At 65.1% G+C, this 25,166-nt stretch carries 30 protein-coding genes and 1 pseudogene; 21 read left to right on the top strand and 10 right to left on the bottom strand.

The window, feature by feature from the left end; genetic code table 11:
- Positions 1–2 precede the first annotated feature (2 nt).
- Positions 3–311 (top strand): DUF1330 domain-containing protein, encoded by a 309-nt coding sequence (locus ACE10W_RS23825; protein WP_060907958.1) that lies wholly within the window; start codon positions 3–5, stop codon positions 309–311.
- Positions 312–417: 106 nt separating this feature from the next.
- On the opposite strand, the gene ACE10W_RS23820 is transcribed toward ACE10W_RS23825, so the two are convergent.
- Entirely contained in the window at positions 418–1,431 is a 1,014-nt protein-coding gene (locus tag ACE10W_RS23820; protein ID WP_182871957.1) for a zinc-binding alcohol dehydrogenase family protein, read from the bottom strand.
- A gap of 133 nt (positions 1,432–1,564) precedes the next feature.
- On the opposite strand from ACE10W_RS23820, the gene ACE10W_RS23815 reads away from it, so the two are divergent.
- Positions 1,565–1,951, top strand: a complete 387-nt coding sequence (locus tag ACE10W_RS23815) for a helix-turn-helix domain-containing protein (protein WP_011088126.1) — start codon at positions 1,565–1,567, stop codon at positions 1,949–1,951.
- Between the two features lie 41 nt (positions 1,952–1,992).
- On the opposite strand, the gene ACE10W_RS23810 is transcribed toward ACE10W_RS23815, so the two are convergent.
- Positions 1,993–3,624 (bottom strand): OprO/OprP family phosphate-selective porin, encoded by a 1,632-nt coding sequence (locus tag ACE10W_RS23810; RefSeq protein WP_038967062.1) that lies wholly within the window; start codon positions 3,622–3,624, stop codon positions 1,993–1,995.
- Between the two features lie 313 nt (positions 3,625–3,937).
- Between ACE10W_RS23810 and ACE10W_RS23805 the strand changes: the two genes are divergently transcribed.
- The 3 genes from ACE10W_RS23805 to ACE10W_RS23795 are packed head-to-tail and all read left to right on the top strand — an operon-like array spanning position 3,938 to position 7,948.
- Positions 3,938–5,344 carry a DegQ family serine endoprotease gene (locus ACE10W_RS23805; protein WP_038967063.1) on the top strand — a complete coding sequence of 469 codons (1,407 nt, stop codon included), beginning with the start codon at positions 3,938–3,940 and terminating at the stop codon, positions 5,342–5,344.
- Entirely contained in the window at positions 5,341–6,678 is a 1,338-nt protein-coding gene (locus ACE10W_RS23800; RefSeq protein ID WP_182871956.1) for a replication-associated recombination protein A, read from the top strand. The genes ACE10W_RS23805 and ACE10W_RS23800 overlap by 4 nt, the downstream gene beginning before the upstream one ends.
- A gap of 52 nt (positions 6,679–6,730) precedes the next feature.
- Positions 6,731–7,948 (top strand): RluA family pseudouridine synthase, encoded by a 1,218-nt coding sequence (locus ACE10W_RS23795; protein ID WP_060907953.1) that lies wholly within the window; start codon positions 6,731–6,733, stop codon positions 7,946–7,948.
- A gap of 185 nt (positions 7,949–8,133) precedes the next feature.
- Here ACE10W_RS23795 and ACE10W_RS23790 read toward each other — a convergent pair whose 3' ends face one another.
- The gene (locus ACE10W_RS23790; RefSeq protein ID WP_182871955.1) at positions 8,134–8,580 is read right to left on the bottom strand and encodes a hypothetical protein; all 447 of its coding nucleotides are present in this window, start codon (positions 8,578–8,580) and stop codon (positions 8,134–8,136) included.
- 76 nt (positions 8,581–8,656) lie between these two features.
- Between ACE10W_RS23790 and ACE10W_RS23785 the strand changes: the two genes are divergently transcribed.
- The 4 genes from ACE10W_RS23785 to blaOXA all read left to right on the top strand — a co-directional run bounded on the left by ACE10W_RS23785 (position 8,657) and on the right by blaOXA (position 12,298).
- Entirely contained in the window at positions 8,657–9,451 is a 795-nt protein-coding gene (locus ACE10W_RS23785) for an ATP12 family chaperone protein (RefSeq protein ID WP_182871954.1), read from the top strand.
- 57 nt (positions 9,452–9,508) lie between these two features.
- On the top strand, positions 9,509–11,146 hold the full coding sequence (locus tag ACE10W_RS23780) for a flagellar hook-length control protein FliK (RefSeq protein WP_182871953.1): 1,638 nt from the start codon (positions 9,509–9,511) through the stop codon (positions 11,144–11,146).
- Positions 11,143–11,406 (top strand): EscU/YscU/HrcU family type III secretion system export apparatus switch protein, encoded by a 264-nt coding sequence (locus ACE10W_RS23775; protein ID WP_011088117.1) that lies wholly within the window; start codon positions 11,143–11,145, stop codon positions 11,404–11,406. Before ACE10W_RS23780 ends, ACE10W_RS23775 begins: the two co-directional genes overlap by 4 nt.
- A 73-nt stretch (positions 11,407–11,479) precedes the next feature.
- Positions 11,480–12,298, top strand: a complete 819-nt coding sequence (blaOXA, locus tag ACE10W_RS23770) for a class D beta-lactamase (RefSeq protein WP_182871952.1) — start codon at positions 11,480–11,482, stop codon at positions 12,296–12,298.
- 157 nt (positions 12,299–12,455) lie between these two features.
- Here the strand turns inward: blaOXA and ACE10W_RS23765 are convergent, their stop codons facing one another.
- From ACE10W_RS23765 to ACE10W_RS23755, 3 genes are all read right to left on the bottom strand, one after another.
- Positions 12,456–13,448: a dienelactone hydrolase family protein gene (locus ACE10W_RS23765; RefSeq protein WP_182871951.1), complete on the bottom strand. Its 993-nt coding sequence runs from the start codon at positions 13,446–13,448 to the stop codon at positions 12,456–12,458.
- 70 nt (positions 13,449–13,518) lie between these two features.
- Positions 13,519–14,115, bottom strand: coding sequence for a hypothetical protein (locus tag ACE10W_RS23760; RefSeq protein WP_182871950.1), 597 nt, complete (start codon positions 14,113–14,115; stop codon positions 13,519–13,521).
- A 164-nt stretch (positions 14,116–14,279) separates the two neighbouring features.
- Entirely contained in the window at positions 14,280–14,684 is a 405-nt protein-coding gene (locus ACE10W_RS23755; protein ID WP_011088113.1) for a DUF4260 domain-containing protein, read from the bottom strand.
- A 149-nt stretch (positions 14,685–14,833) separates the two neighbouring features.
- Here ACE10W_RS23755 and ACE10W_RS23750 point away from each other — a divergent pair, with 149 nt between their 5' ends.
- From ACE10W_RS23750 to ACE10W_RS23715, 8 genes and pseudogenes are all read left to right on the top strand, one after another.
- On the top strand, positions 14,834–16,366 hold the full coding sequence (locus tag ACE10W_RS23750) for an acyl-CoA carboxylase subunit beta (RefSeq protein ID WP_182871949.1): 1,533 nt from the start codon (positions 14,834–14,836) through the stop codon (positions 16,364–16,366).
- 119 nt (positions 16,367–16,485) lie between these two features.
- The gene (locus ACE10W_RS23745) at positions 16,486–16,833 is read left to right on the top strand and encodes a hypothetical protein (protein ID WP_011088111.1); all 348 of its coding nucleotides are present in this window, start codon (positions 16,486–16,488) and stop codon (positions 16,831–16,833) included.
- A gap of 161 nt (positions 16,834–16,994) precedes the next feature.
- Positions 16,995–17,480, top strand: a complete 486-nt coding sequence (locus tag ACE10W_RS23740; RefSeq protein ID WP_011088110.1) for an adenosine-specific kinase — start codon at positions 16,995–16,997, stop codon at positions 17,478–17,480.
- A gap of 119 nt (positions 17,481–17,599) precedes the next feature.
- Entirely contained in the window at positions 17,600–17,782 is a 183-nt protein-coding gene (locus tag ACE10W_RS23735) for a hypothetical protein (protein ID WP_028171408.1), read from the top strand.
- On the top strand, positions 17,694–18,143 hold the full coding sequence (locus ACE10W_RS23730; protein WP_306421904.1) for a GcrA family cell cycle regulator: 450 nt from the start codon (positions 17,694–17,696) through the stop codon (positions 18,141–18,143). Before ACE10W_RS23735 ends, ACE10W_RS23730 begins: the two co-directional genes overlap by 89 nt.
- Before the next feature lie 66 nt (positions 18,144–18,209).
- Positions 18,210–18,877, top strand: a pseudogene (locus tag ACE10W_RS23725) (SulP family inorganic anion transporter); the annotation flags it as partial.
- Positions 18,878–19,023: 146 nt separating this feature from the next.
- A complete protein-coding gene (locus ACE10W_RS23720; protein ID WP_135178112.1) occupies positions 19,024–19,239 on the top strand; it encodes a dodecin family protein in 216 nt (71 codons plus the stop codon).
- A gap of 107 nt (positions 19,240–19,346) precedes the next feature.
- The gene (locus ACE10W_RS23715) at positions 19,347–20,078 is read left to right on the top strand and encodes a protein-L-isoaspartate(D-aspartate) O-methyltransferase (protein ID WP_182871948.1); all 732 of its coding nucleotides are present in this window, start codon (positions 19,347–19,349) and stop codon (positions 20,076–20,078) included.
- Positions 20,079–20,212: 134 nt separating this feature from the next.
- Here ACE10W_RS23715 and ACE10W_RS23710 read toward each other — a convergent pair whose 3' ends face one another.
- Complete coding sequence (locus ACE10W_RS23710; RefSeq protein WP_182871947.1) at positions 20,213–20,860, bottom strand: glutathione S-transferase family protein; 648 nt, start codon at positions 20,858–20,860, stop codon at positions 20,213–20,215.
- Between the two features lie 131 nt (positions 20,861–20,991).
- On the opposite strand from ACE10W_RS23710, the gene ACE10W_RS23705 reads away from it, so the two are divergent.
- A complete protein-coding gene (locus ACE10W_RS23705; RefSeq protein ID WP_182871946.1) occupies positions 20,992–21,306 on the top strand; it encodes a hypothetical protein in 315 nt (104 codons plus the stop codon).
- A gap of 107 nt (positions 21,307–21,413) precedes the next feature.
- Positions 21,414–21,692 (top strand): twin-arginine translocation signal domain-containing protein, encoded by a 279-nt coding sequence (locus ACE10W_RS23700; protein WP_110116358.1) that lies wholly within the window; start codon positions 21,414–21,416, stop codon positions 21,690–21,692.
- Between the two features lie 152 nt (positions 21,693–21,844).
- Here the strand turns inward: ACE10W_RS23700 and ACE10W_RS23695 are convergent, their stop codons facing one another.
- The 3 genes from ACE10W_RS23695 to ACE10W_RS23685 all read right to left on the bottom strand — a co-directional run bounded on the left by ACE10W_RS23695 (position 21,845) and on the right by ACE10W_RS23685 (position 24,277).
- Positions 21,845–22,087 (bottom strand): GCG_CRPN prefix-to-repeats domain-containing protein, encoded by a 243-nt coding sequence (locus ACE10W_RS23695; protein WP_008143062.1) that lies wholly within the window; start codon positions 22,085–22,087, stop codon positions 21,845–21,847.
- Between the two features lie 285 nt (positions 22,088–22,372).
- Positions 22,373–23,380, bottom strand: a complete 1,008-nt coding sequence (locus tag ACE10W_RS23690) for an alpha/beta fold hydrolase (protein WP_182871945.1) — start codon at positions 23,378–23,380, stop codon at positions 22,373–22,375.
- A gap of 198 nt (positions 23,381–23,578) precedes the next feature.
- The gene (locus tag ACE10W_RS23685; RefSeq protein ID WP_161534578.1) at positions 23,579–24,277 is read right to left on the bottom strand and encodes an ArsR family transcriptional regulator; all 699 of its coding nucleotides are present in this window, start codon (positions 24,275–24,277) and stop codon (positions 23,579–23,581) included.
- A 195-nt stretch (positions 24,278–24,472) separates the two neighbouring features.
- Here ACE10W_RS23685 and ACE10W_RS23680 point away from each other — a divergent pair, with 195 nt between their 5' ends.
- Both ACE10W_RS23680 and ACE10W_RS23675 read left to right on the top strand, forming a co-directional pair.
- Positions 24,473–24,781 (top strand): NIPSNAP family protein, encoded by a 309-nt coding sequence (locus ACE10W_RS23680; protein WP_018647290.1) that lies wholly within the window; start codon positions 24,473–24,475, stop codon positions 24,779–24,781.
- Positions 24,782–24,809: 28 nt separating this feature from the next.
- Complete coding sequence (locus tag ACE10W_RS23675; protein ID WP_011088099.1) at positions 24,810–25,160, top strand: antibiotic biosynthesis monooxygenase; 351 nt, start codon at positions 24,810–24,812, stop codon at positions 25,158–25,160.
- The last annotated feature ends 6 nt before the right edge of the window (positions 25,161–25,166 follow it).

The following is a 25,166-nucleotide window of genomic DNA, read 5'->3' as shown; positions in this document are numbered from 1 at the left end:
ACGTGCCGGCTTATGTGATCTCCGAGGTCGAGGTGCGCGATCAGGCGATGATGGAAGCCTATCGCGCGCTTGCGGCGCAGACTATCGCGCAATATGGCGGCCGCTACCTCGCGCGCGGCGGTGCCGCCGAGGTGGTGGAGGGCGGCCCGCCGCCCAAGACCATCATCATCGTGGAGTTTCCTACGATGGCCCGCGCGCGCGAATGGTACGCCTCAGTGGAATATGCCGAGGCGTTGAAGCTGCGGCAGACGGCGCTGGAGCGGCGGTTGATGTTCGTCGAGGGCATCGCTCCAGGAGCACAACTGCCGTAGGGTGGGCAAAGCGAAGCGTGCCCACTACCTTTCTGCGCCCGTTGCGTGATGGTGGGCACGGCGCAAGCGCGCTTTTGCCCACCCTAGGCAGCGGCGCTGTGCTCGCCTACCACCCCTCCAGCACGATCTTGCCGCGCGACTTGCCGCTCTCGAGCAGCGCATGCGCGCGCTTGAGGCTGGCCGCGTTGATCGAGCCGAAGGTCTGGTCGAGCGTGGTGCGCAACACGCCCTTGTCGATGAGGTCGGCGACGTCATTGAGCAGATGATGCTGCGCGATCATGTCAGGCGTCTGGAACGAGGAGCGCGTGAACATCGATTCCCAGTGCACCGAGATCGCCTTGCCCTTGAACGTGCTCATGGTGAACTCGGGCGGATCGTCGATCAGGCCGAACCGGCCTTGCGGCGCCATGAACTCGGCGATCGCCTTGTAGTGCTGATCGGTGAAGGTGAGGCTCGCCACCAGCGCCACCGGCGGCAGCTTGAGCTTCTCGATCTGCTCCTTCATCGGCTTGCCGTGGTCGATCACCGCATGTGCGCCGAGATCGAGACACCACTTTTGCGATTCCGGCCGCGTCGCCGTCGCGAGCACCGTGAGGCCCGTGAGGCGGCGGGCGAGCTGGATCAGGATCGAGCCGACGCCGCCGGCGCCGCCCGTGATCAGCAGCGTGCGCGGATCGACGCTCTTGCCCGGCACCGCGCCGAGGCGGTCGAACAGCAATTCCCACGCGGTGATGGAAGTGAGGGGGAGGGCGGCGGCCTGCGCGAACGACAGGCTCTTCGGCTTGTTGCCGACGATGCGTTCGTCGACCAGGTGGAATTCCGCATTGGTGCCCTGGCGCAGGATCGAGCCCGCGTAAAACACCTCGTCGCCCGGCTTGAACAGCGTGACCTCGGGCCCGACGGCGTCGACCACGCCGGCTGCGTCATAACCCAAGATCTTCGTCTCGCCCTCGGGCGGAGCGGCGCGCTTGCGCACCTTGTAGTCGACCGGATTGGCCGAGATCGCCTTCACGGCGACGCGTATGTCGCGCCCCTTGGGCTCGGGCTTTGCGGTCTCGAAATCGAACAGCGCGTCCTGATCCTCGATCGGAAGCGATTTCTTGTAGCCAACGGCCTTCATGGCTTGTCTCCATCAGATAGCGCGCAGCTTGTGACGTGCGCCCGGCCTGCTAACTGTCCCGCTGGCTCCGGTTTGGCAAGTACTGTAAATTCGGGGATATAGTCCCTGTTTGGATACTATTGGGAAAACACGCATGAAGCGGCGAGATTTTACCCGGCGTCCCGGCTGCTCGGTCGAGGCGACGCTGGACCTGATCGACGGCAAGTGGAAGGGCGTGATCCTCTACCACCTCCAGGACGGCACCCAGCGCTTCGGCGAACTGCGCCGCCGGATGCCCGGCATCACCCAGCGCATGCTGACAAAACAGCTTCGCGCGCTGGAGGAAGACAAGCTCGTCATCCGCAAGGTTTATGCGGAAGTACCGCCGCGGGTGGAGTATTGCCTCTCCGAACTCGGCGAGAGCCTCAGGCCCGTGATCGACATCCTGAAGGCGTGGGGCGAGAGCCATCAGCAACGGCTGTCCTGCGCGCCGGCGCCCGAGGCGGCGGAACCGGTCAAGAAGCCGAAGCGAGCAGCGTGAATGTCCGGGAGCGGACTGCGCCGCTCCCGGACAAGATTGCGTCAGAACGCAAACTGCGTGCGCATCGCGACCGCGTCGAACTTCGAGCCGACGTCGGCGGTCGAGACCGGCGAGGCTTGCTTCGACACCGTGCCATGCAGGTAGTCCAGCATGAAGCGGACATTGCCGTTGACGTACCAGTTGAGCGCGAGCGTGTAGACCGTCTGGCGTCCGCCGGCGATGCCGGCGGCAGTCGCGAGCTGATTATTCAGATCCATAGTGGAATAGCGGCCGGCGATCTCCCAGGCGCCCCAGCCACCGCCATCGAGCGAGAACGGATGATCGGGCTTCACGCCGCCATAGGAGGCGTTCGCTGGATTGTACTTGCGCGATTCCCCGGTCAAGACGTAGGCCGCTTCCGCGTAGCCGCCCTGGAATTTCAGGCTTGGCGCTCCGATTAACGGCACGCTGGTGTTCGCGTTGCGATCGATGTTGAACCAGTAGTATTCGCCCTGGAGGAACAGCGATCCATAGGTCGCGGCGGCTTCGACACCATAAACCTGCGCGCCCGCGACATTGGCAATCGCACCGGTCGAGATCAGTGTCGTAGGGTCAATTCGCAGCTCAGGCCGGTCGCTGAGCGTGAGCGTCTGCGTGTTGGCGACCAGATTGCGCGGCGGCTGAATCAGCCACTGTGCGTCGCCGCCGAGATGCAGCGAATAATCCTTGCCGCTGACGAGCTGGCCCGCAACGCGGGCCGTCGCGCCGTACTGCTCGCTGGTGCCCGGAGGTGAGACGCTCGACGCTGAGTGAATCGCACCCGTGGTCGGACCCGTCACGTACGCGCCGGCCCAGAACACGTCGTTGTACCAGCGGGCGCCGACGGCAGAACGGAAATCGCCGGCGGCGATATTTTGCGCGATCACGCCGACCGAGGCGCGCTCCATGAAGGGAATGTCGTTGGAGCTCGAGGACTCATCGAGGGTCCAGGCAAGGTCCATGATGCCGGCCTCGATCGCCATCTTGCCGCCAAAAGGCTTCAGCCCGGTGTAGCTCACATACGCGTTCTCGATGCCGGATGTGCCACCGCCGGGCAGGAAGCCGACAGGAGTAGCGCCGGCGGCCCCCGTGCCGCCGAAGCCGTCAGCCGAACCGCCGAAGTCGTAGATCAGGGCAAAATTCCAGTCTTCGAGGAACTTGCCGACGACGCCGATGCGTGCGCGACGGACGTTCTCGCCGCTGTCGAGTTTCTGCGGCACGGTGCCTGCCGTATTGGGACGATAATCGTAGCCGCCGACATCCCAGTGCACGCGGCTCGTGATCGCGACGCAGTTCGCTCCGTCGGCCGTGCAGATGGTCGGCCGGTTGTTCGGCATCGTCACGACGACGCCGGAAGCCGGCGCCGGGCCCTTGAGCGGGATCGCCGCATTGGCATTGGCGACGACCGCTTTCGCCTCCGAGCGCGCTTCAGCTTTTGCTTCGGCCTTGGCTTCAGCCTTGGCTTTCGCCGTCGCTGCGGTGTTCGCTGCGGTCTGGCTCTGGAGCTTGTCGAGCTTCTGCTCGAGCATCTTCAGCTGCTGCTTCAGGAGTGCGATCTCCTGTTCGCTGTTGCTGGCCGATTGGGCCTGGGCTTGCGATGCCGCCAGCACGCCGGCGAGACCAATCGCCGTGGCTGCAATTCTTGTCCTGCTCACGTTACGCCTCCATCGTTTGACGAACTTCCCCAAGTCGCGAACGGAGAGCCTAGGAAGGATCGATGACTGCCCCGCGACGCTGCGTCCGGTTGCGTGGTTCCCACTGATGCAAATTCGCCGCAACCGAATCCGCCTTGCATCACCATGCAAGATGACGCGTATCATGCCAATCCGTAGCGCCGGGCAAATTGCCATTTCGCACACCGGGCCGGTATGCGGCGGGCGCCGGAAGGGGGGTGAATATTGCCATCCCGCGCCCTTCTATTGGGGGGCGAACGCGCCTATATTCCGGCGTCTTTTCCAAGAGGTAGGAATGTTTCGATCGACCTGGACCGCCGTCGTCACGGCATTGTGCATAGGCTTTTCGACCCACTTCAATCCGGCAGCGGCGCAGGACCGTCGGGCCCCGTCGTCGCCGGCCGAGCTGCGGCTGTCCTATGCGCCGATCGTGCAGCGGGTGCAGCCGGCGGTCGTCAACGTCTATGCCGCCAAGGTGGTGCAGAACCGCAATCCGCTGCTGGATGATCCCATCTTCCGCCGCTTCTTCGGCGTGCCCGGCCAGCAGCCCGAGCAGATGCAGCGCTCGCTCGGCTCCGGCGTCATCGTCGATGCGTCGGGCCTCGTCGTCACCAATGTCCACGTCATCGAGGGCGCGGACCAGGTCAAGGTGTCGCTGTCGGACAAGCGCGAGTTCGAGGCCGAGATCCTGCTGAAGGATCCCCGCACCGATCTCGCCGTGTTGCGCCTGAAGGACACCAAGGAGAAATTTCCAACGCTCGACTTCACCAATTCCGACGAGCTGCTGGTCGGCGACGTCGTGCTCGCGATCGGCAACCCCTTCGGCGTCGGCCAGACCGTGACCCACGGCATCATCTCGGCGCTGGCGCGCACGCAGGTCGGCATCACCGACTACCAGTTCTTCATCCAAACCGATGCGGCGATCAATCCCGGCAATTCCGGCGGTGCACTGGTTGACATGAGCGGCAAGCTTGCCGGCATCAACACCGCGATCTATTCGCGCTCCGGCGGCTCGCAGGGCATCGGCTTTGCGATCCCCGCCAACATGGTGCGCGTGGTCGTCGCTTCCGCCAAGGGCGGCGGCAAGGCGGTGAAGCGTCCCTGGCTCGGCGCGAAGTTGCAGGCGGTGACGCCCGAGATCGCCGAAAGCCTCGGCTTGCGTTCGCCGACCGGCGCGCTGGTCGCGAGCGTGGTCTCGAACGGTCCCGCAGCGAAGGCCGGCCTGAAATCCTCCGATCTCATCACCGGGATCGACGGCCAGACCGTGGATGATCCCAATGCCTTCGACTACCGCTTCGCGACGCGTCCGCTCGGCGGTTCCGCGCAGATCGACGTGCAGCGCGGCGGCAAGCCGCTCAAGCTCGCGATCGCGCTGGAGACCGCACCCGACGCCGGCCGCAACGAGCTCGTCATCACCGCGCGTTCGCCGTTCCAGGGCGCGAAGGTCTCGACCATCACGCCGGCGGTTGCCGACGAGCTGCATCTGGACGCCGACACCGAGGGCGTCGTGATTGCCGATCTCGGCGGCGACAGCGCGGCCGCGAATGTCGGCTTCCAGAAGGGCGACATCATCCTGGCCGTCAACAACCAGAAGATCAGCAAGACCGGCGATCTCGAAAAGGCCGCGGGCGAGCGCCCGCGGATCTGGCGCATCACGCTGGTGCGCGGCGGGCAGCAGATCAACGTCACGCTGGGCGGATGAGTCCGAAGCGACCACAGGAGACGCCAACTCTCTTTGCCGCGGCGGGGCTCGATCACGAGGCTCCGCATCCGCTGCCGGACCGGCTGCGCCCGCGCGCGTTGTCGGAGGTCGTCGGCCAGGATCACATCCTCGGCCCCGACGGCGCGCTGACGCGCATGCTGGAGACGCGCACGCTCGGCTCGCTGGTGTTCTGGGGCCCGCCCGGCACCGGCAAGACCACGGTGGCGCGGCTGCTGGCGGACGCGACCGACCTGCATTTCGAGCAGATCTCCGCCGTGTTCTCCGGCGTCGCCGACCTGAAGAAGGCATTCGACGCAGCGCGTGCCCGCCGCGAGATGGGCAAGGGCACGCTGCTGTTCGTCGACGAGGTGCACCGCTTCAACCGCGCCCAGCAGGATTCGTTTCTGCCTGTCATGGAAGACGGCACGGTGGTGATGGTCGGTGCCACCACCGAGAATCCGTCCTTCGAGCTCAACGCGGCGCTTCTGTCGCGCGCGCGTGTGCTGGTGTTTCGCTCGCTCGATGCTGCCGCGATCGAGAAGCTGTTTGCGCACGCCGAGGAAGTCGAGGGCCGCAAGCTGCCGCTCGATGCGGAGGCGCGCGCGGTGCTGGTGCGCATGGCCGACGGCGATGGAAGGGCCTCGCTGACGCTTGCCGAAGAGGTTTGGCGCTCTGCACGGGCTGACGAGATTTTCAATGCCGCGCAGTTGCAGGACATCCTGCAGCGCCGCGCCCCGATCTATGACAAGTCGGCCGATGGCCATTACAACCTGATCTCGGCGCTGCATAAGTCGGTGCGCGGCTCCGATCCCGACGCGGCGCTGTATTATCTCGCGCGCATGCTCGATGCCGGCGAGGACCCGCTGTTCCTGGCCCGCCGCGTCGTGCGCATGGCGGTCGAGGACATCGGGCTTGCCGATCCGCAGGCGCTCGTCATCGCCAATGCCGCCAAGGACGCCTTCGACTTCCTCGGCCATCCCGAAGGCGAGCTCGCCATCGCGCAAGCGGTGGTCTATCTCGCCACTGCGCCGAAATCGAACGCGGTCTACACCGCCTTCGGGGCCGCCATGCAGACCGCAAAGCAGGCCGGCTCGCTGCTGCCGCCAAAGCACATCCTCAATTCCCCGACCAAGCTGATGAAGTCGGAAGGCTACGGCGCAGCCTACGAATACGACCACGACGCCCCCGACGCCTTCTCCGGCCAGGATTATTTCCCGGAAGCCCTGGGCCGCCAGACCTTCTACGATCCGCCCGAGCGCGGTTTCGAGCGGGAGATCCGGAAGCGGCTGGATTACTGGGCCAAGCTGCGGAAGGAGCGGGGCGGCTCGCGCTAGAAACGGCCATTTCGCCGTGACGGGAGCCGGCTTTTAGGGTACGCAGGCAGCCATGAGCCGCCGCATCAAGAGAATGAACCCAAAGCCCCGTTCGCGTGACGAGCGCGACGATTCGCGTCCGTTCAAGGCGCGCACCGCAAAGAAAGCGGGACCGCGGCCGGGTGGCAAGCCGGGGACGAAGCCGCCGCGCTTTGCGGGCGAGCGCGCCGAGCGGCGGCCGCCCAAGGCTGCTGCACAGGAAAGGCCTGCGCCCGAAAAGCCGGTCGAGGCGCTGCTGCCGACCAAGGTGCAGACCGTCAAGGTGACGGCCGACGAGAACAACATGCGGGTCGATCGCTTCCTCGAGGCGCGCTTTCCCGGCCTGTCGTTCTCCCACATCCAGCGCGTCGTCCGCAAAGGTGAGCTCCGCGTCGACGGCAAGCGCGTCGACAGCAAGGACCGGCTGGAGGAGGGGCAGAGCGTCCGCATCCCGCCGCTGAAGCTCGACGCGCCCAAGGCCGTCGGCGAGCTCTCGGAGGCTGCGCAGAAGACGCTCAAGGCGCTGAAGGAGATGACGATCTACGAGGACGACGACGTCCTCGTGCTTAACAAGCCGTTTGGGCTTGCGGTGCAGGGCGGCTCCGGCACGACGCGGCACATCGACCAGATGCTGGAGGTGATGCGCGACTCCAAGGGGCAGAAGCCGCGGCTTGTGCACCGGATCGACAAGGACACGTCGGGCTGCCTCCTGATCGCGAAGACCCGTTTCGCTGCTTCGCACCTGACCGGCGCGTTCCGCTCGCGGTCGGCGCGAAAGGTCTATTGGGCGCTGGTGCCGGGGCTGCCGAAGCCGAAGCAGGGCCGCATCTCGACCTTTCTCGCGAAAGAGGAGAGCGAGGACGACACCATCATGCGTATCGCCCAGCACGGCGATGAGGGCGCCAGCCACGCGGTGACCTATTACGCCGTGGTCGAGACCGCCGGCAACAAGCTGACCTGGGTGTCGCTGAAGCCGGTGACGGGCCGCACCCACCAGCTCCGCGCACATATGGAGCATATCGGCCATCCCATCGTCGGCGATCCCAAATATTTCAACATCGAGAACTGGCAGCTGCCGGGCGGCCTGCAAAACCGGCTGCATCTGCTGGCGCGCCGCATCGTCATTCCGCATCCGCGCGGCGGCGTGATCGACGCCACCGCCCCGCTGCCGCCGCACATGCAGCAGTCGTGGAATCTGCTCGGGCTCGATGCAAGCCGGTTTGATCCGATCGAGAACGCGCCTGAGGAATAGTGAATCCGTAGGCTAGGGAGTTTCCGCGACGTCGTCCTGGCGAAAGCCAGGACCCATTACCCCAGGGAGGGGTTTGGCGAAGACTCCTCGTTCGGTATTCCGACCTCTCGCGATCGATAGATCACGCGGTATGGGTCCTGGCCTTCGCCAGGACGACATCAGGTGTTTGGTGAGCGGCTTACCCCTCAATTCCGGAACTGTTCCAGAAACATCCGCAAGCTGTCGTGCGAGCTCTCGACATCGGTGATCAGCCAGCCCTCGGGTCCGTTGACGAGGATGAAGTTCAGCGTCACCCGGCGGCCGTGATTGTCGAAATTCGCCGCGACATAGGTCTTGTCGTATTGCCTGCGGGCCACCGCGATCGCGACCGGGCCGAGCTTCCAGCTCGGGCTCTGCACCAGGAAATCATAGGGCTCGGCCCTCGGCGTGCTCCAGGCCTTGCGCAGCGGGAAATCGAAGAATTGCCGGGCGGTGGTGCCATCCCGCGGCAGGCCTTTTGACAGCTCCGGCGCGCCCTGGCCGTAATGGGCGTAGACATTGCGAACCAGCGATTCCGGGCTACGAAAGCCTGCCTCCGCCGCGGCCAGTCCAAGTCCCGCATATAGGGCGACAATGCCCGTAAGTTCCCTCATGCCTGCCGCTCGCTTTATCGGCCACAGGTCTTAGCTTAAAAGCCTAGCATCCAGCCGCGGAGACCGAAAACCCAAGATGCGTGAATTGTTCGATGAAGCTGCGGGCCAGCCTCCGCGCGATCCGCGGGAATCGGCCCGCCAGTCCGCGCGCACGCCGCAGCGCAAGCGCTTCTACAAGGAGGCCGGCTTCGCCGAGGCCGAAGGCGGCTTCGCCATCACACTCGACGGCAGGCCGATCCGCACGCCGTCCGGCCGCCAGGTCGTGATCCCCTCGCGCGCGCTGGCCGACGCGGTCGCCGCCGAATGGGCGGCCCAGGGCGAGACGATCGATCCCGTGACCATGCCGCTGACGCGGATCGCCAACAGCGTGGTCGAGGGCGTAGTCGACCGCGTCGAGCTCGTCAGCGACGACCTTGCGAAATATTTCGAGTCCGACCTGCTGTTCTATCGCGCCGGCCATCCCGAGGCGCTCGTGGCCCGCGAGGCCACGCATTGGGATCCCGTGCTGTTCTGGGCCGCGGAGACGCTGGGCGCGCACTTCATCCTGTCCGAGGGCATCATGCATGTGAAGCAGCCGGACGAGGCCATTCGGGCCGCTCGCGCGGCACTGCCCGGGGATGCCTGGTCGGTCGCGGCGCTCCATGTGGTGACGACCCTGACCGGCTCGGCGCTGCTGGCGCTGGCCCTGGCCCATGGCGTGCGCGGGGCCGACCAGGTCTGGGTCGCCGCCCATGTCGACGAGGACTGGAACATCGACCAATGGGGCGTGGACGAGGAAGCTGCGGCACGCCGGGCCGCCCGCGCGCAGGATTTCGAGGCTGCCGTGGCGGTTCTAGACGCGGTGAAGGTATCTGCGGTCAAAGGTCCTTAACGAGAGGTTTACGAGGGCGGCCTTAGGGTGGGACCAGCGTTCCCTGGGCCCCCCGAGATGCCGACGCCGATAAGCTCGATCGTTCCCGTCAGTGCTGCCAGCCCCGTGGCTGATGCGGCGACGCCCGATCTCGTGCTTCAGGCCGGCAGCGTCGTCGACGCCAGAGTGGTCAGCGTGCTCGCCGACAATCTGGTGCGGATCGCGATCGCAAACCTCTCCCTCGACGTGATGTCGGAAGTCGCGCTGTCGCCTGGACAAAATCTTCAGCTCGCGGTATCGCAGAACGACGGCACGATCCGGCTCGCCGTCGTCAACGGCGCAGGCGAGGCGGCGGCCGACCAGGTCACGCTGACGCCGGCCGCGGCTTCGCTGGTAGAGAGCCCGCCGCTCGCGCCGTCCGCAAGCGCCGCCCGCAACACCTTGACGCCATCGGAGCAGGTTGCTGTCACAATGGCTTCGGCGGAGGCCGCGAGCAAGCAGGGCAGCCAGGCGCCGCTGTTCGCCAATCTCGCCTCCGTCGTGGCCGGCAGCGATCTGCCGGCGGGATTGAAGCAGGCGGTGCTCGACGTGCTGGCGCAGCAGACGCCGCTCAATACTCAGCTCGATGGCGGCGACATCGAATCCGCCTTCCAGAAGTCCGGCCTGTTTCTCGAGGCTTCACTGGCCGCGGGCGCGACGCCGTCGCCAGGCGCCGTGCCGGACCTGAAGGCGGCGCTGCTGGTGCTGCGCCAGACGCTGGCCGCGACCTCAGGCGCGCGCGAGACCGGCGTGCCGCAGGCACCGGCGCAAGCCGCCGCGCCGCCGACAAGCGTCACGACCACACCGCAGACCGCAGCATCCGCACTTCAGGCGGCGGGCGCGGCCGCGCAAGCGGCATCCCCGTCGCCCGATACGGAGATCGCCCAGCCGACGCAACTGCCGCGCGGCGCTGCGCTCGCAGCCGCCGTGCTGGCCGACATGCCGGGCAAGGCGCCGCAGACGGCGGGCCCGCGAACCATGTCCGCAGGCCTTGCCGCGAGCCTCCTGCAGGAGGTCACGCAAAACCTGCCGCGCATGATCGGCAACGTGCCGGGCTCGAACAAGGCGGTGCCCGATGGCCACATCTTCGAGGCCGCCGCGCGCGGGACGCCACCGCCGTTCCGCGGCGCGCTGCCGTCGCCGCAGTCCATCGCCTCGCCGTCGCTCGCGCCGGATACGCCGCTGGCCGCGACCGTGCACCGCCTGCTCGACGACACCAATGCCGCGATCGCGCGGCAGACGTTGCTCCAGGTCGCCTCGCTCCCCGATCGCACCGATGCCTCCGGCCATCGCGTCGATCCGGCCGTGCCGCAGTGGAATTTCGAGATTCCCTTTGCGACGCCGCAGGGCACCGCCATGGCGCAGTTCGAGATCTCGCGCGACGGCGGTAACGAATCCACCGATCCAACCAAGCGCGCCTGGCGCGCGCGCTTCACGCTCAATGTCGAGCCGGCCGGCCCGGTGCATGCGCTGATCACGCTGAACGGCGACAAGACCTTCGTGCGAATGTGGGCGGAGCGGCCGGCGACCGCGCAACAGCTCCGCGCCGGAATCGGTGAGCTCAGCCAGGCGATGACCAGGGCCGAGCTCAAGCCCGGCGACATCGTGGTGCGCGACGGCACGCCGCCGCAGCCGGCACCGGCCCGCGCCGGCCACTTCCTGGACCGCGCCACATGAGTGATCCGTCCAAGCTCGCGATTGCGCTGCATTACGAGAAGGGCTCTGGCGCGCCTGTGGTCGTCGCCAAGGGCAAGGGCACGATCGGCGAAAAAATCGTCGAGATCGCCAAGGCCAACGACATCCCCATCGAGGAGAACGAGATCCTGGCCGGCGCGTTGTCCAAGGTCGAGCTCGGCGAGGAGATCCCTCCGGATCTCTACAAGGCCGTCGCCGAAGTGCTGGTGTTCGTGCTGCGGCTGTCGGGCCGGGGGCGCTGACGCGCTGTCATCGTTTCACCACGATAGCGGCTGCATGGTCGCGTGGCATTTCTCAGTTCAACGGACATCGCCCTTGCTCACCCGCCGTTCCACCCTCGGCCTTCTCACTGCCGCCGCGATCCTGCCGTCGCGCGCGTTCGCCCATGTCGCGCCGCCGCGCAATGAGATCCGCGACAGCCTGGCAAAACGCTTCACCGATCTCGGCACATCAGGCACCTTCGTCGGCTACAAGGTCGAGGACTATCTGATCGTCGCCAGCGACAAGGAGCGCTCGGGCGAGGGGAAGCTGCCGGCCTCGACCTTCAAGATCCCGAACTCGCTGATTGCGCTGGAGACCGGCGTGGTTGCCGATCCTGACAAGGACGTGTTCCCCTGGGACGGCGTGAAGCGCGGAATCGAAGCGTGGAACAAGGATCACACGCTGCGCAGTGCCATCGCGGTCAGTGCGGTGCCGGTCTATCAGGAGATCGCGCGCCGCATCGGGCAGGAGCGCATGCAGAAATACGTCGACCTGCTCGACTACGGCAATCGCGACATCGGCGGCGGCATCGACCAGTTCTGGCTCACCGGAAATTTGCGCATCGATCCGGTCGAGCAGATCGATTTCGTCGACCGGCTGCGGCGCCGCGCGCTGCCGATCTCCAAACGCAGCCAGGATCTCGTCGCTGATATCCTGCCGGTGACCAAGGTCGGCGATAGCGTCATCCGCGCCAAGTCCGGCCTCTTGGGCGCCGAGCGCGGCGAGCCGTCGCTGGGCTGGATGGTCGGCTGGGCCGAGAAGGGCGAGGCGCACACCGTGTTTGCGCTCAACATGGATTGCACCGAGCCGCGCCTCGTCGGCGAGCGCATGCCGGTGACGCAAGCCTGCCTTGCCGAGATCGGCGCCGTCTGAGCGCAACCGCGCTGATCTGCATTGCGAGCGCAGCGATGCCGTAGGGTGGGCAAAGGCGCGTAGCGCCGTGCCCACCATCTCTCGATACGGTCACCTGTAGTTGGTGGGCACGCTTCGCTTTGCCCACCCTACGGTATCGCGTGCGGACCAGACCCTCTCAGCCCAGCCTGAACAGCGCCTGCAAAAATTCCTCCACAGCCTTGCGCGACTCCACGGCGGTTGCGGGATTGCCGCCGACATGCGGATTGAGCTCGACGCAGGAATCCTTGTAGGTGAAGGGCGCTTGCGTGCTGGCGTTCATCAGCACGCCGCCGTCGCCTTCCCTGATCTGGCAATTGCGCACGGTCTGCGCGTTGGCGGAGACAGCCACGGTGGCGACCCCGAGCAGGCCGCTGTCGAAGCCGTGCGCACTATCGGGGTATTCGGTCAGCACCACGTCGCGCCCGGCGGTCCTGAGCCGCTCGACGAAGGCCTTGCAGCTCTTCACGGGGTTGTAGTCATCAGGCGTGCCGTGGAAGATGCGGATCGGGCGTGCCGCGACCTCGGTATCGCCGGCGTAGCTCGTCGAGCAATCCGGATAGAACGGGATGTAGGCGGCGAACTGGATGCCGGACTTGTTCCAGAGCTTGTTGAAGCGGTCGAGGCTCGCATAGAGCGTTGCCTGTCCGCCGCGCGAAAAGCCCATCAGCACGATGCGGTCGGGGTCGACGCGGGGATGCTTCGCCAGAATCTCGAGCGAGCGGTAGATGTCGACGATCAGGTTGAGCCGGCCGAGCAGGGCCTGGTTCGGTCCGACCACCGTCAGTCCGCGGCCGGTAAAGCCGTCGATCACGAAGGTCGAGATGCCCATGGCGTTGAAGGCGTGGACCCAGGCTTCCGTGGTGGCGCCGACGCCGCTGGAGCCGTGCATCAGCACCACGACCGGGAGCTTGCCGGTGCCCTGCGCAACGCGGAATTCGCCGGCAACCGTCACCGCCTTGCCGGCGGCCGCATCGCCGCTCAAAAATTGCTGGTCGGAGAGGGTGAGCGAGGGGATCGGGTAGATCTCGGCGCGGGTGGCGACTTCCCTGGGAAGGGATTGCGCGTTGGCGAACGCGGCTGAGACGCAAAGCGCGATGAGCGCGGCAGCGGCGCGGAATGCCCTCGGCATCGGATTCTCCCTGATTTTTTTTGTAGTAGAACAACAGGCCCGCGCGCTGTCAATTTGGCGCGCGGCGGCCTCAGGCCTTTTCGGCCGTCTTGTTGGTCGTCAGCGCCTGGTCGATGGCAAAGCCGCCGATCTCGCTCATGGCCTGCGAGATCACGTCGCCGCTTCTGGCAAAGCCGCTGGAGAGATAGTCGAACTGCGTCCGCGCCAGCCGCAGCACCTCGATCGGCACGGAGACCGCGGTCTCGTTGAAGCTGTCGACGGAGGCGCGCAGCGTCTCCAGCTCGGTGCTGAGCTTCCCGATGTGGCTTTCCGCGTCCTGCATCAGGCCGAGCAGCTTGCCGCGCTCGGCATCGAACGCCGCACGCTCGGCCGCCGCAGCCGCCGTCACCTCGGTCAACTGCGCCCGCAGCGCCTCGATCTGGCTGACCATGGCGTCGGAGGCAAGCTCGGCGGCTTCGCGCAGCTCGACATGGCGTCTGTTCTCTTCATGCTGCTGATGATAGAGCCGCTCGGCTGACATCGCCCGCTGCGTCAGGGACTCGATCAGGCTTGCGGCACGCAGCAGCATCTCGCCGTTCCGCCCTGACACCATGCTGGCCATGCGCCGCAGGAAGTCGACGGTTTCGGACGACGAGTTCGGCGGCAGGGGGACGACCGTCGCGGACATGAGGTGATGCTTGCAGTCAGACGTGAGGACCGCCGCCGTACCGACTGGGCTCACGCAACATTCGGCGCCTGATCGTAAGCCTGGAGCAAGCCTGAATCGCCGCGCCGGGTCAACCGACCAGCACGGACAAAATCGACCCTCCCGCCGCCAAGTCGCGCGCGGGATCAGGCGTCCTTCTGCCGGCCAATCCGCCCGAGATGGGTAAAGCCGAACCCGGCTGAATATTTCAGGCCATAGCCCAGCGCCCGGTCTATGCCGATATGGGCCAGCCAGATCAAGGCGATGGACAAGGTGAGCGGCGAGGCGAGGCCGAAGCCCAGCGTCAGCAGCGCCACCGGCGCCATGTAGCTGTGGGCGGCGTTGTAGACCAGCGCGCCGAACCTGGCGCCCGAGAGGTATGCCAGGAAGCTCAGATCGGGGACGAAAAAGAGCAGGGCAAAGACGAGCCAGGAGCCGTCCCAGGCCCAGTAGAGCACCACCATGCCTGCAAACAGCGTCAGGCCCTCCAGCCGCAGCAGGATGTTGACACCGCCCGTCACAGTGCCGGTCTCGGCCGTTCCTTGGTCCATCGTCGCCTCCCAGGCAAAACTCTGTAATTCCTTGCGCTTTCCCGCCGCGGCAAGGCAGCCCTGCGGGCCCGAAAGCCGCTTCCCGGCCCGCAAAATGCCGTGTTAGAACCCCCGGCAATCGCATTTAGGCTAAGAACTGGCGGGAGCAAATGAAACATATCCTGGACGCCCTTGAAGATCGTCGTGCCGGCGCAAAGCTCGGCGGCGGGGAGAAGCGCATCGAGGCGCAGCACGCCCGCGGCAAGCTGACCGCGCGCGAGCGCATCGAGCTCCTGCTCGACAAGGGATCGTTCGAGGAGTTCGACATGTTCGTCGAGCACCGCTCCACCGAGTTCGGCATGGAGAAGACCAAGGTGCCCGGCGACGGCGTCGTCACCGGCTGGGGCACCGTCAATGGCCGCAAGACGTTTGTCTTTGCCAAGGATTTTACGGTGTTCGGCGGGTCGCTCTCTGAAACCCATGCGCTGAAAATTACGAAACTCCAGGACATGGCGATGAAGGCGCGGGCGCCCATCATCGGCCTCTACGACGCGGGCGGTGCCCGCATCCAGGAAGGCGTCGCCGCGCTCGCCGGCTATTCCTACGTGTTCCGCCGCAACGTGCTGGCCTCCGGCGTGATCCCGCAGATCTCCGTCATCATGGGTCCCTGCGCCGGCGGCGACGTCTATTCGCCCGCCATGACCGACTTCATCTTCATGGTGAAGAACACCAGCTACATGTTCGTCACGGGCCCCGACGTCGTGAAGACCGTCACCAACGAAGTCGTCACCGCCGAGGAGCTCGGCGGCGCCTCGGTGCACGCCACGCGCTCCTCGATCGCCGACGGCGCCTTCGAGAACGACGTCGAGACGCTTCTGCAGATGCGGCGCCTGATCGACTTCCTGCCGTCCAACAACACCGACGGCGTGCCGGAATGGCCGAGCTTCGACGACATCGGCCGCGTGGACATGTCCTTGGACACGCTGATCCCCGACAATCCGAACAAGCCCTACGACATGAAGGAGCTGATCCTGAAGGTCGTGGACGAGGGCGACTTCTTCGAGATCGCGGAGAGCTTTGCGAAGAACATCGTCACCGGCTTCGGCCGCATCGCCGGCCGCACCGTCGGCTTCGTCGCCAACCAGCCGATGGTGCTGGCGGGCGTGCTCGACAGCGACGCCTCGCGCAAGGCCGCGCGCTTCGTCCGCTTCTGTGATGCCTTCAACATCCCGATCGTCACCTTCGTCGACGTGCCGGGCTTCCTGCCGGGCACCGCGCAGGAATATGGCGGCCTGATCAAGCATGGCGCCAAGCTCCTGTTCGCCTATTCGCAGTGCACCGTGCCGCTCGTCACCATCATCACCCGCAAGGCCTATGGCGGCGCCTTCGACGTCATGGCCTCCAAGGAAATCGGCGCCGACATGAACTACGCCTGGCCGACTGCCCAGATCGCCGTAATGGGCGCCAAGGGCGCGGTCGAGATCATCTTCCGCGGCGATATCGGCGACCCCGACAAGATCGCGGCGCGAACGAAGGAATACGAAGACCGCTTCCTGTCCCCCTTCATCGCCGCCGAGCGCGGCTACATCGACGACGTCATCATGCCGCACTCGACCCGCAAGCGCATCGCGCGGGCGCTGGCGATGCTGAAGGACAAGAAGGTGGAAATGCCGGCGAAGAAGCACGACAATTTGCCGTTGTGAGGAAACGTAGCCCGGATGAGCGCAGCGACATCCGGGTTCTTGCTCAGGGTCCCGCATGTCGCTTCGCTCATGCGGGCTACTGGCTACGCTTCTGATTTGGCATCCTCGATCAAGATCCGATGACCGAACACGATCCGACCGACGAAATTTCACAGATCGAAGATCGGATCGAGCGGCTCGCCGAGATTGCCGAGCGGTGCCGGAAGTACATTCTCGCGTCCAAGATCGCCATCGGCGGCGGGGGCGCGCTGCTGTTGGTCGCGATCCTCGGCCTGTTTGGGACAGGTCAGACCGCCGCGCTCGGATCGATCGCTCTGGTGCTGGGCGGGATCGTGTCACTTGGCTCGAATGTCAGCACGTTGCGGCAGACGGAGAGCGCGATCGGTGATGCGGAGGCGCTTCGATCTCGGCTGATCGGCAGGATCGACCTGCGCGTGGTTGCCGATGCGCCGATGAAGCTGGTGTGACGCGCCGGCCGTTCGGCACCTTTGTTCACTGCCCCAGCTTCGCCCGTCCCTTTGCTTCGCTGCCAGTGGCTTCCGGCGCGAAATCGGCTGTCTCTGGCCGCTTGCAATTGCCTTCTGGTGGCCTACCATGAACAGCGTTGGGACCTTGAAGGAGTGCAGCCATGGAACTCACCGTGGTGCCGATCGTCAAGCCGGACGCAACCAACTTCATCTTCGGCCAGTCGCATTTCATCAAGACTGTGGAAGACCTCCATGAGGCGCTGGTGGGCGCAGTTCCGGGCATCCGCTTCGGGCTGGCCTTCTGCGAGGCCTCCGGCAAGCGGCTGGTGCGCTGGTCGGGGAACGACGAAGCCGCGATCGCGCTTGCACGCGACAACGCAATGGCCATCGGCGCCGGCCATACATTCCTGATCTTCCTGGGCGACGGATTCTTTCCAGTCAACGTGCTGGCTGCGGTGCGTGCGGCGCCGGAGGTCTGCCGCATCTACTGCGCGACGGCCAACCCCACACAAGTGATCGTCGCGCAAACGGAGCAGGGCTGCGGCGTGCTCGGGGTGGTGGATGGCGCCTCACCGCTGGGTGTCGAAACCGACGAGGACATTGCGTGGCGGAAAGACCTGCTGCGAAAGATCGGCTACAAGCTGTAGTGGCTGGATGCAGCCGAAGCGGCGGGCCTGCATCGACAAGACCGTCGAACCCACAACCGCAAGATGCCCGGCACATTAATCGCCGGCGCTCTCAAGCTCCAGACCCGAGGAGCAACACCATGAAGCAAAACATCCCCGAAGAATTTCCCACCGGCTTGATGGATTGGAGTCGCTTTGTGATCAAGGGCAGCAAGATGCCGCCCCGGGATCCTGATGACGATGAAGAGGACGAGGACGAGGAGGGAGAAGAGGAGGGGGACGACGACGAACCGGCGGTCGTACGCGAGCCGGACGAAGACTAGAAAAGTGGATGGCAGTTGGCGTACAATATCTCCCATGAGTTGGGATGCGAAAGACGTAGCGCTGCTCAAAAAACTCTGGGTCCAAGGACAGAGTGCCGCGCAGATCGCGCGCCGTCTCGGGTGTAGCCGTAACGCTGTCTGCGGCAGGCTAACTCGCTTGGGCCTGACGCGTGGCCACAAGCCGCCAACAGCAAAACCCAAGATAAGGTCGGTCCGGAAGCGAGAGCCGGCGTTGTTGGTTGCCTGTGCCCAACCGGCAGCCAAGAAGGTGTCGCGGAAGACAACAAACAAGCAGCCCAAGGAATTCAGCAAGCACCAGCTTTACGCCATGCTAGCTGAAGCGGTCAGGAATACGGGCTAACGGGCTACCGCGACGTTGTTGCGGCGCGGGCTCAATGAGCCGAGTCCGACCGGGTTGGGAGGGGCAATGGATCATTGGACCCGCTGGTTACCAGGTCTTGCCACCCTTCGTCGATATCAAGGGAAGTGGCATTCGCACGATATCTTCGCTGGATTCGTATTGGCGACAATGCTGGTCCCGGTTGGCATTGCCTATGCGGAGGCGTCGGGCTTGCCCGGTATCCAGGGTCCATACGCAACGATCACAGCGCTCCTCGCTTACGCGCTGTTCGGTCCAAGCCGCATCCTCGTCCTGGGACCAGACTCGGCTCTGGCAGCCATTGTATCGTGGGGGTTGTCGGTCCATTGTCGGGTGGCGATCCCATGCGCGCCATAACCTTGGCCGGCATGATGGCAATCGTTTCCGGCACGGCATGTATTCTGGCAGGCATTCTACGCCTGGGCTTTGTAACCGAACTTCTCTCCAAAGCCCATACGCCACGGTTACATGAACGGAATTGCATTGACCGTATTGATCAGTCAACTGCCAAAGCTGTTCGGCTTTAGCGAGGACCTCTGCGGAGCCTGTGGGCGATCGCCGGTGCAATCACCGAAGGAAAGACAAGCTGGGTAGCCCTTGGGCTCGGGCTCGGCACGCTGACGGTGATCCTTCTGCTCGAGAGCAACAAGCGGCTGCCAGGCATTCTGATTGCCGTCGTCGGGGCAATGGCCGTCGCGGGCGCGCTGGATCTTGGGAGGACTGGGAGGACCGAGCCAAAGCCTGGTCTCGATGGACCTTGGTGCGCCCTGCGATCGTGGCGTCCTTTCACGCCGATATCGTGCTAGGCTCGACTGTGGCAGGGAGCACCTGCTTCCTGCTTCATACCGAACGGGAGGACGACATGCCTGAGAGCGTCTACAAGGTCATAGAACTGATCGGCACCAGCAACGATTCCTGGGAAAAGGCCGCCGCCAACGCGGTCGAGCAGGCTGCAAAATCTCTTCGTGACCTTCGTGTCGCAGAGGTCGTCAAGCTCGATATTCAGCTGGACGCCAAAGGAAAAGTAGAGGCCTATCGCGCTAAACTCAACGTGTCGTTCAAGTTCGAGGGCACCTGAGCTTAAGCAAACCTCGCCTCGCATGCGGGGCGAGGTCGGATCTTACGCGCAGGGTTAGCGCTCAAACGGTCGACGTGAATTGTGTCCCTCTTGGAGAGCGCACGATCATGAAGGTCTTGCCACTGCTCGTGGTCGCCATGGGTGTCGTCGCGTGGGAAGCGACCGCACAGGACGCACAATGCGTCCGCGAACGCGCCGCCATGGTCGAGGCCATCCGGGCCTACGCCCGGTCCGCTGCCGGTGTTTTGGGACAGCAAGGCCTGTCGGAGAAGGTCCTTGAGGCCATGGCGCAAACGAAACGCCACCTGTTCATCCCTGAGCAATCTTGCTCTATCGCATACGCCGATAGACCGATACCAATCGGCCTCGGCCAGACCATATCGCAGCCGTACATTGTGGCCTTGATGACCCAGTTGGCCGAGGTCGCGCCCGATCACGTTGTGCTCGAAGTCGGTACCGGTTCGGGCTACCAGGCCGCCATCCTCGCGCAGCTCGCGCGAAAGGTCTGCAGCATCGAGATCATCCCGCAATTGGCCGAGACCGCCGCGAAAACACTAAGGGACCTCGCGTATGACAACGTGAGCGTCAGGCTTGGCGATGGCTACGATGGCTGGCCCGAATGTGGTCCTTTTGACGCAGTCGTCGTGACTGCCGCGCTCGGGGAGCCACCGCCGCCGCTGATCGAGCAGCTTAAAGTAGGTGGCCGACTCGTCATGCCGGTGGGCCCCGGTTACGGCACACAGCAGCTCACGGTCGTCGAAAAAATCGCCCCCGGCAAGACGACGACGCGCGGCGTCGTTTTCGTGCGTTTTGTCCCCTTTACGCGTTCGCAAAACTAGAAGCCAGGGTGGAACAGGTTGAGCGCGTAGGGTGGGTGAGCCTTGCGACTGCGCGAAGCGCAGTTCGCTGGGCGTAACCCACCAATCTTGTTGAGGCGGACATTGGCGGATTGCGCTTCGCTAATCCGTCTGCGTTAGCGTGCCTCATCCGCCGCAGTAAAATGCGCCATCTGGTCGGCGCGGGCCTTGGCGAAGGCCGGGCGGCCCGTGGCGCGCGCGACGTAGTCGCGGCAAGCCGGATGTGCCGCCAACCCATCGAAGCGATCGACGACGCGCAGCACGTCCGACATCAGGATGTCGGCGACGGAGAAGGAGCCCGCCAGCCATTCGCGGCCGGCGAGCACCGGCTCCATGTGCTTGAGGCGGAGCTTGAGGAAGTCGTCGACGAACTTCACGGCAGGTGAGCCATCGTCACTGCCGGTGAACTTGAACATCGTCCACGGCAGGGCCGGCATCTCCACCGAATTGAGCGCCGCGAACATCCATTCGACCGTGTCGCTGCGGCCGCGCGGATCGGTGGGCATCAATGCCGGGCTGAGCTCACCCAGATGCAGCAGGATCGCGCCGCTCTCGAAGATCGAGAGGTCGCCGTCGGTCAGCCACGGCACCTGGCCGAAGGGCTGGTGCGCGAAATGCGCGGCGTCCCGCGGGCCGAACGGCACGCTCGCGACGCGGTACGGTAACGCGGCCTCTTCGAGAGCCCAGCGCACACGGAGGTCGCGCACGAAACCCCTGGGCATCTCGGGAACCCAGTCGAAAGTGGTGAGGGTGAGGTCGGCCATGCGGTGTCTCCCAGTGCTGCTCAAGGCATAGGACGGGCGAGGGACGTGCGTTCCGACACCGGTGTCAATTCTTTTTGTCGCCGGCGACTTGAGCGGTTAGTCTCGCCCCAAAACAACAGGAGGAAACCCCGATGCCCGCCGCCTTCTTCGTCGTCCGCGCCATCGTCACCGACGCCAGCAAGCGTGCCGCCTTCGACAGATGGTACGAGACCGAGCACGTGCCCGACGCGGTGACGGCGTTCGGCGTAGCCAAGGCCTGGCGGTTCTGGAGCCTGGACGATCCCTCCCTGCATCAGGCCATGTATCAGTTCGACGACGAGGCCAAGCTCGCGGCGATGCTTAGAGGTGACGCGCTGAAAAAGCTCGTCGCCGATTTCAACCGCGACTGGCCCGACGTGAAACGGACGCGCGAGACGCTGGTGCTGGCGCAGGAGTTTGCGAAGTAGTTCCTGTCGCCTTTGCAACGAATCTGAACGGACGATTCAGCCGCAGTTCATATCGCAGGCCCGACACTTGCTCGGCATCATCAACGCGTGCCTGAGAGGAAGATGTCATGGAACGCCGCAATTTTTTGAAACTTGCATTCGGTGCCGCGGCGGGAGCCGCCGCGTTCACCGCCGCCGCACAGGCCGCGCCGCTGGCGCCGCAGCCGCTCGGTGATCCCCGCATGCCGCAAGGCAATCCGGATGCTCATCCCGCCGTCACCACCAGTGACGAAGCTGCGCAGCTCAAGCCCGAGCAGGTGCACTGGCACGGTCGTGGCCATCACTGGGGCTGGCGCCACCGCCACTGGGGCTGGCGTCGCCGGCGCTGGCATCGCCGCCACTGGTAGGCGCCCGGCCGTCGAGGCCTGGACGGGGATCGCGGTTCGCGATCCCCGTTTTGATTCGGCGCTCCTGCAAGCCGATGTGCTGCAGAGCGCTGAAAAGAAAATGGCCGCGCAGGCTGTCGCCGCGCGGCCATTCGCGATGCGAAAGGACGAGATCAGAACGGCCGGCAACGGCCGGCGTACCAGCGGAAGCCATAGGGGCACACGCGCGGACGCACGACTACGACCGGCGCGGGGCGGGGCGCCACGACGACAACCGGCGGGCGCCCGGCCATCGGACGGCAGCCGCCATAGGGGCCGCGATACCAGCCGGGGCCGCAACCGCCGGCGGCGCTGGCCGCTTCGCTGAAACCGACGACCGCGCTGGCGAGCATGACGGCGGCGAAGAGATATTTCATTTGAACTTCCTTCTCGTCCTCGGGACAGAATGTTTGGGCAGCGCGCTTGCGGCGCACAATGAATCAAAAGACACGATTCGACACGTTAAATCTGGGTAGAAACGTGCCGACACGTCGCGATCCAAACCTGCCAATCATGACCTGAATGCGGCATGAACGTTGTCCGCATACGGCTTCGGGCGACAGCAATGGCGCCAGCGGCCCGTTCCGATGGAATCGAAACGGGCCTCCAGGTTCTTTGTTTTGACGCTACGCGAACCGGTATCCATTTCGCTCGAAAACGCTCTACCGGCCGAGAAAGCCGAGCACCAGCTCCCGGTACTTCTCCGGCGCTTCCAGGAAGACGAGATGGCCGGTGTCGGGGATCACCTCGGCCCGCGCATTCGGCATCTTCGCAGCAAACGCCTTCGCGAGCTCGGCGTTCTGCCCCATCTTCGCGCGCAGCGCTTCCGGTGCGTTCGGCCGGCCCGGTGCGTTGTGGTCGTCGGCGCCCATGATGAACAGCGTCGGCTCGGTGATCAGCGCGACCTCGTGCGCGACCGGCTCGCGATAGATCATCTGCCCGGAGCTCACGAAGGCGCGCAGCCAGCGCGGATAGTCGGGGCTGCCCTTGATGTTGAAGCGGGCGTCGATGAACGGCGTGATTGCATCCGGCGGCAGCTTGATCGCGTAATTGGTCTGGAGCTGCTTGCGATAGCCCTCGGCCGTCAGCTTGTCTTCGCTCTCGATCATCTTCTCGGTCGGCGTCGGCGGCACGTAGAGGCGGTAGTCCTCCAGCCCGATGGGCGCGGTCAGCACGAGGTGGGCGACCCTGTCGGGATAAGCGCGGGCGATGCGCACGCCCAGCATGCCGCCGAGCGAATGCGCGACAACCTCGGCCTTGTCGATCTTGAGGTGATCGAGCAGCGCGATGGTGTTGCGCGCCAACGTGTCGAAATGCAGCTCGCCTTGCGGCTTGGAGGATTTGCCGAAGCCGATCTGGTCCGGAACCACGACGCGATAGCCGGCCTCGCTGAGCATCTTGATGACGGGCGCCCAGTAGCTCGACGGGAAATTGCGCCCGTGCAGCAGCACCACGGTGCGGCCGTTCGGCTGCTGAGGCGCCACGTCCATATAGGCCATGCTGAGCTGCTCGCCATCGTTGACGACAGGCAGCAGGTGCACGGGATAGGGATAGGCGAAGCCTTCGAGCGCGATGCCGTAAGGCTCGCGTGGTGTGGTGTCGGCGGCGTATGCGGCAAGAGGGGCGGCGAGGAGGGCGGCGGCAAGCGCGGCCGGGAGGAAGCGGATCATTGGGCTCTCTGGCTTTTGCAGAATGTCATTCTGGGGCGCGTCGAAGACGCGACCCCGGAATCTCGAGATTCCGGGTCTGGTCCTTCGGACCATCCCGGAATGACGGTGCCAGTAAACCTGTGAACAGCCGGGTCAAGCCCGGCCATGACGAGAGTGAGAGCTAACACGCGATTGTGTGCCGTCACGCTTCCGGCGTGATCAGTCCTTCCCATTCCCGAACAGCGCGGCAAACTGTTTCTCGCCGGTGCGGGTGAAATTCACCACGCGGCTGCCCGGCGTGGCGTCGCGCGCGGCCCATTTCAGCTCGGTGAAGCGCTGCATCATGGTGGCGCCGAGCGTGCCGGCGAGATGGTGGCGCCGCTCGCTCCAGTCCAGGCAGGCCTTGCACACCGGCCGGCGCGGATGGGCGAGCATGCCGGGCGAGATCTGCAAATGTTTGGCGAGAAAGCGTTCGCCCTCGGCGGTCAGCTCGATGTCCTGTTTCTTCTGCCTGACCAGGTTTCGCTCGCGCATGGTGTCGAGCATCTGCACGCCGAGATCGCCGGCGAGATGATCGTAGCAGATGCGCGCGCGCCGCAGCGCCGGATCCTTCGGTCCCGTGCGCACGCGCATGTGGCCGGTGCGCGCGGCGAGGCCCGCAAGCCCTTCGAGCACGCCGGCAACGTCGTCGTCGGTGAGGCGGTAGTAGCGATGCCGGCCCTGCTTCTCCGGCTCGACCAGCCCGCCGGCCTCGAGCTTCGAAAGGTGCGAGCTCGCCGTCTGCGGCGTGATGCCGGCCTCCTGCGCGAGCTCGCTCGCGGTCAGCGCGCGTCCGTTCATCAGCGCCGTGAGCATGTTGGCGCGGGCGGGGTCGCCGACCAGCGAAGCGACCATGGCGATGTCGGGTCCTGATTTCATGCTTCGATGGTAGCCGAAGCATTGCGGTCGGGCAAGCGCGTAGGCTCTCACCAAGTCGTCATTGCGAGGAGCCCGTGACAAAATTGCGAAGCGATTTTGCACTGGCGACGAAGCAATCCAGGCTGTCTCCGCGGAGAGATTCCTGGATTGCTTCGCTGCGCTCGCAATGACGAGGTGGAAACACAGGAGCCTTACATGTCCGTCACCGTCTTCATCCGCTACCAGCTCGATCCGTTCAAGCGCGCGCAGTTCGAGGAATACTCGAAGCGCTGGCTCACTATCATTCCGAAATGCGGCGGCGACCTGATCGGCTATTTCATGCCGCACGAGGGTACCAACAACATCGCCTTCGCACTGATCACCTTCGAGAGCCTGGCCGCCTACGAGGCCTACCGCGCCCGGCTGCGCCAGGATGCGGAAGGCATGGCGAACTTTCATTTCGCCGAGGAACACAAGTTCATCCTCGCGGAAGAGCGCACCTTCCTGCGCAAGGTGGTATTGTAGGCCACGACACCGTCAGCAGGAGACGCCCATGATCGCCGTGATCTTCGAGGTCTGGCCCAAGCCCGAGCATCGCCAGACCTATTTCGACCTTGCAGCCGATCTGAAGCCGATCCTGCAAACCATCGACGGCTTCATCTCGGTCGAGCGTTTCGAGAGCCTGACCGAGAAAGGCAAGATCCTGTCGGTGTCGTTCTGGCGGGATGAGGCAGCCGTGCAGGCCTGGCGTAACACGATGGAGCACCGGCGCACCCAGGCCAAGGGCAGGGCACAGATCTTTGCCGACTATCATCTGCGCATCGCCAGCGTCATCAGGGACTACGGCATGAACGATCGCGACGAGGCGCCGAAGGACAGTCGCGCCGTGCACGATGCGCACTAGCGCGTT

Source organism: Bradyrhizobium sp. B025, from assembly GCF_042257955.1.
Lineage (GTDB): Bacteria > Pseudomonadota > Alphaproteobacteria > Rhizobiales > Xanthobacteraceae > Bradyrhizobium > Bradyrhizobium diazoefficiens.
The sequence above is the reverse complement of the archived record's forward strand: the minus strand, read 5'-3'. Positions and strand labels throughout refer to the sequence as shown.

Coding starts and splice junctions, on each gene's coding strand:
- ACE10W_RS23820 (WP_182871957.1), bottom strand. CDS start 1,431: ATGAAGGCCGTTGGCTACAAGAAATCGCTTCCGATCGAGGATCAGGAC.
- ACE10W_RS23815 (WP_011088126.1), top strand. CDS start 1,565: ATGAAGCGGCGAGATTTTACCCGGCGTCCCGGCTGCTCGGTCGAGGCG.
- ACE10W_RS23805 (WP_038967063.1), top strand. CDS start 3,938: ATGTTTCGATCGACCTGGACCGCCGTCGTCACGGCATTGTGCATAGGC.
- ACE10W_RS23800 (WP_182871956.1), top strand. CDS start 5,341: ATGAGTCCGAAGCGACCACAGGAGACGCCAACTCTCTTTGCCGCGGCG.
- ACE10W_RS23795 (WP_060907953.1), top strand. CDS start 6,731: ATGAGCCGCCGCATCAAGAGAATGAACCCAAAGCCCCGTTCGCGTGAC.
- ACE10W_RS23790 (WP_182871955.1), bottom strand. CDS start 8,580: ATGAGGGAACTTACGGGCATTGTCGCCCTATATGCGGGACTTGGACTG.
- ACE10W_RS23785 (WP_182871954.1), top strand. CDS start 8,657: ATGCGTGAATTGTTCGATGAAGCTGCGGGCCAGCCTCCGCGCGATCCG.
- ACE10W_RS23780 (WP_182871953.1), top strand. CDS start 9,509: ATGCCGACGCCGATAAGCTCGATCGTTCCCGTCAGTGCTGCCAGCCCC.
- ACE10W_RS23775 (WP_011088117.1), top strand. CDS start 11,143: ATGAGTGATCCGTCCAAGCTCGCGATTGCGCTGCATTACGAGAAGGGC.
- ACE10W_RS23765 (WP_182871951.1), bottom strand. CDS start 13,448: ATGCCGAGGGCATTCCGCGCCGCTGCCGCGCTCATCGCGCTTTGCGTC.
- ACE10W_RS23760 (WP_182871950.1), bottom strand. CDS start 14,115: ATGTCCGCGACGGTCGTCCCCCTGCCGCCGAACTCGTCGTCCGAAACC.
- ACE10W_RS23755 (WP_011088113.1), bottom strand. CDS start 14,684: ATGGACCAAGGAACGGCCGAGACCGGCACTGTGACGGGCGGTGTCAAC.
- ACE10W_RS23750 (WP_182871949.1), top strand. CDS start 14,834: ATGAAACATATCCTGGACGCCCTTGAAGATCGTCGTGCCGGCGCAAAG.
- ACE10W_RS23745 (WP_011088111.1), top strand. CDS start 16,486: ATGACCGAACACGATCCGACCGACGAAATTTCACAGATCGAAGATCGG.
- ACE10W_RS23740 (WP_011088110.1), top strand. CDS start 16,995: ATGGAACTCACCGTGGTGCCGATCGTCAAGCCGGACGCAACCAACTTC.
- ACE10W_RS23735 (WP_028171408.1), top strand. CDS start 17,600: ATGAAGCAAAACATCCCCGAAGAATTTCCCACCGGCTTGATGGATTGG.
- ACE10W_RS23730 (WP_306421904.1), top strand. CDS start 17,694: ATGACGATGAAGAGGACGAGGACGAGGAGGGAGAAGAGGAGGGGGACG.
- ACE10W_RS23720 (WP_135178112.1), top strand. CDS start 19,024: ATGCCTGAGAGCGTCTACAAGGTCATAGAACTGATCGGCACCAGCAAC.
- ACE10W_RS23715 (WP_182871948.1), top strand. CDS start 19,347: ATGAAGGTCTTGCCACTGCTCGTGGTCGCCATGGGTGTCGTCGCGTGG.
- ACE10W_RS23710 (WP_182871947.1), bottom strand. CDS start 20,860: ATGGCCGACCTCACCCTCACCACTTTCGACTGGGTTCCCGAGATGCCC.
- ACE10W_RS23705 (WP_182871946.1), top strand. CDS start 20,992: ATGCCCGCCGCCTTCTTCGTCGTCCGCGCCATCGTCACCGACGCCAGC.
- ACE10W_RS23700 (WP_110116358.1), top strand. CDS start 21,414: ATGGAACGCCGCAATTTTTTGAAACTTGCATTCGGTGCCGCGGCGGGA.
- ACE10W_RS23695 (WP_008143062.1), bottom strand. CDS start 22,087: ATGAAATATCTCTTCGCCGCCGTCATGCTCGCCAGCGCGGTCGTCGGT.
- ACE10W_RS23690 (WP_182871945.1), bottom strand. CDS start 23,380: ATGATCCGCTTCCTCCCGGCCGCGCTTGCCGCCGCCCTCCTCGCCGCC.
- ACE10W_RS23685 (WP_161534578.1), bottom strand. CDS start 24,277: ATGAAATCAGGACCCGACATCGCCATGGTCGCTTCGCTGGTCGGCGAC.
- ACE10W_RS23680 (WP_018647290.1), top strand. CDS start 24,473: ATGTCCGTCACCGTCTTCATCCGCTACCAGCTCGATCCGTTCAAGCGC.
- ACE10W_RS23675 (WP_011088099.1), top strand. CDS start 24,810: ATGATCGCCGTGATCTTCGAGGTCTGGCCCAAGCCCGAGCATCGCCAG.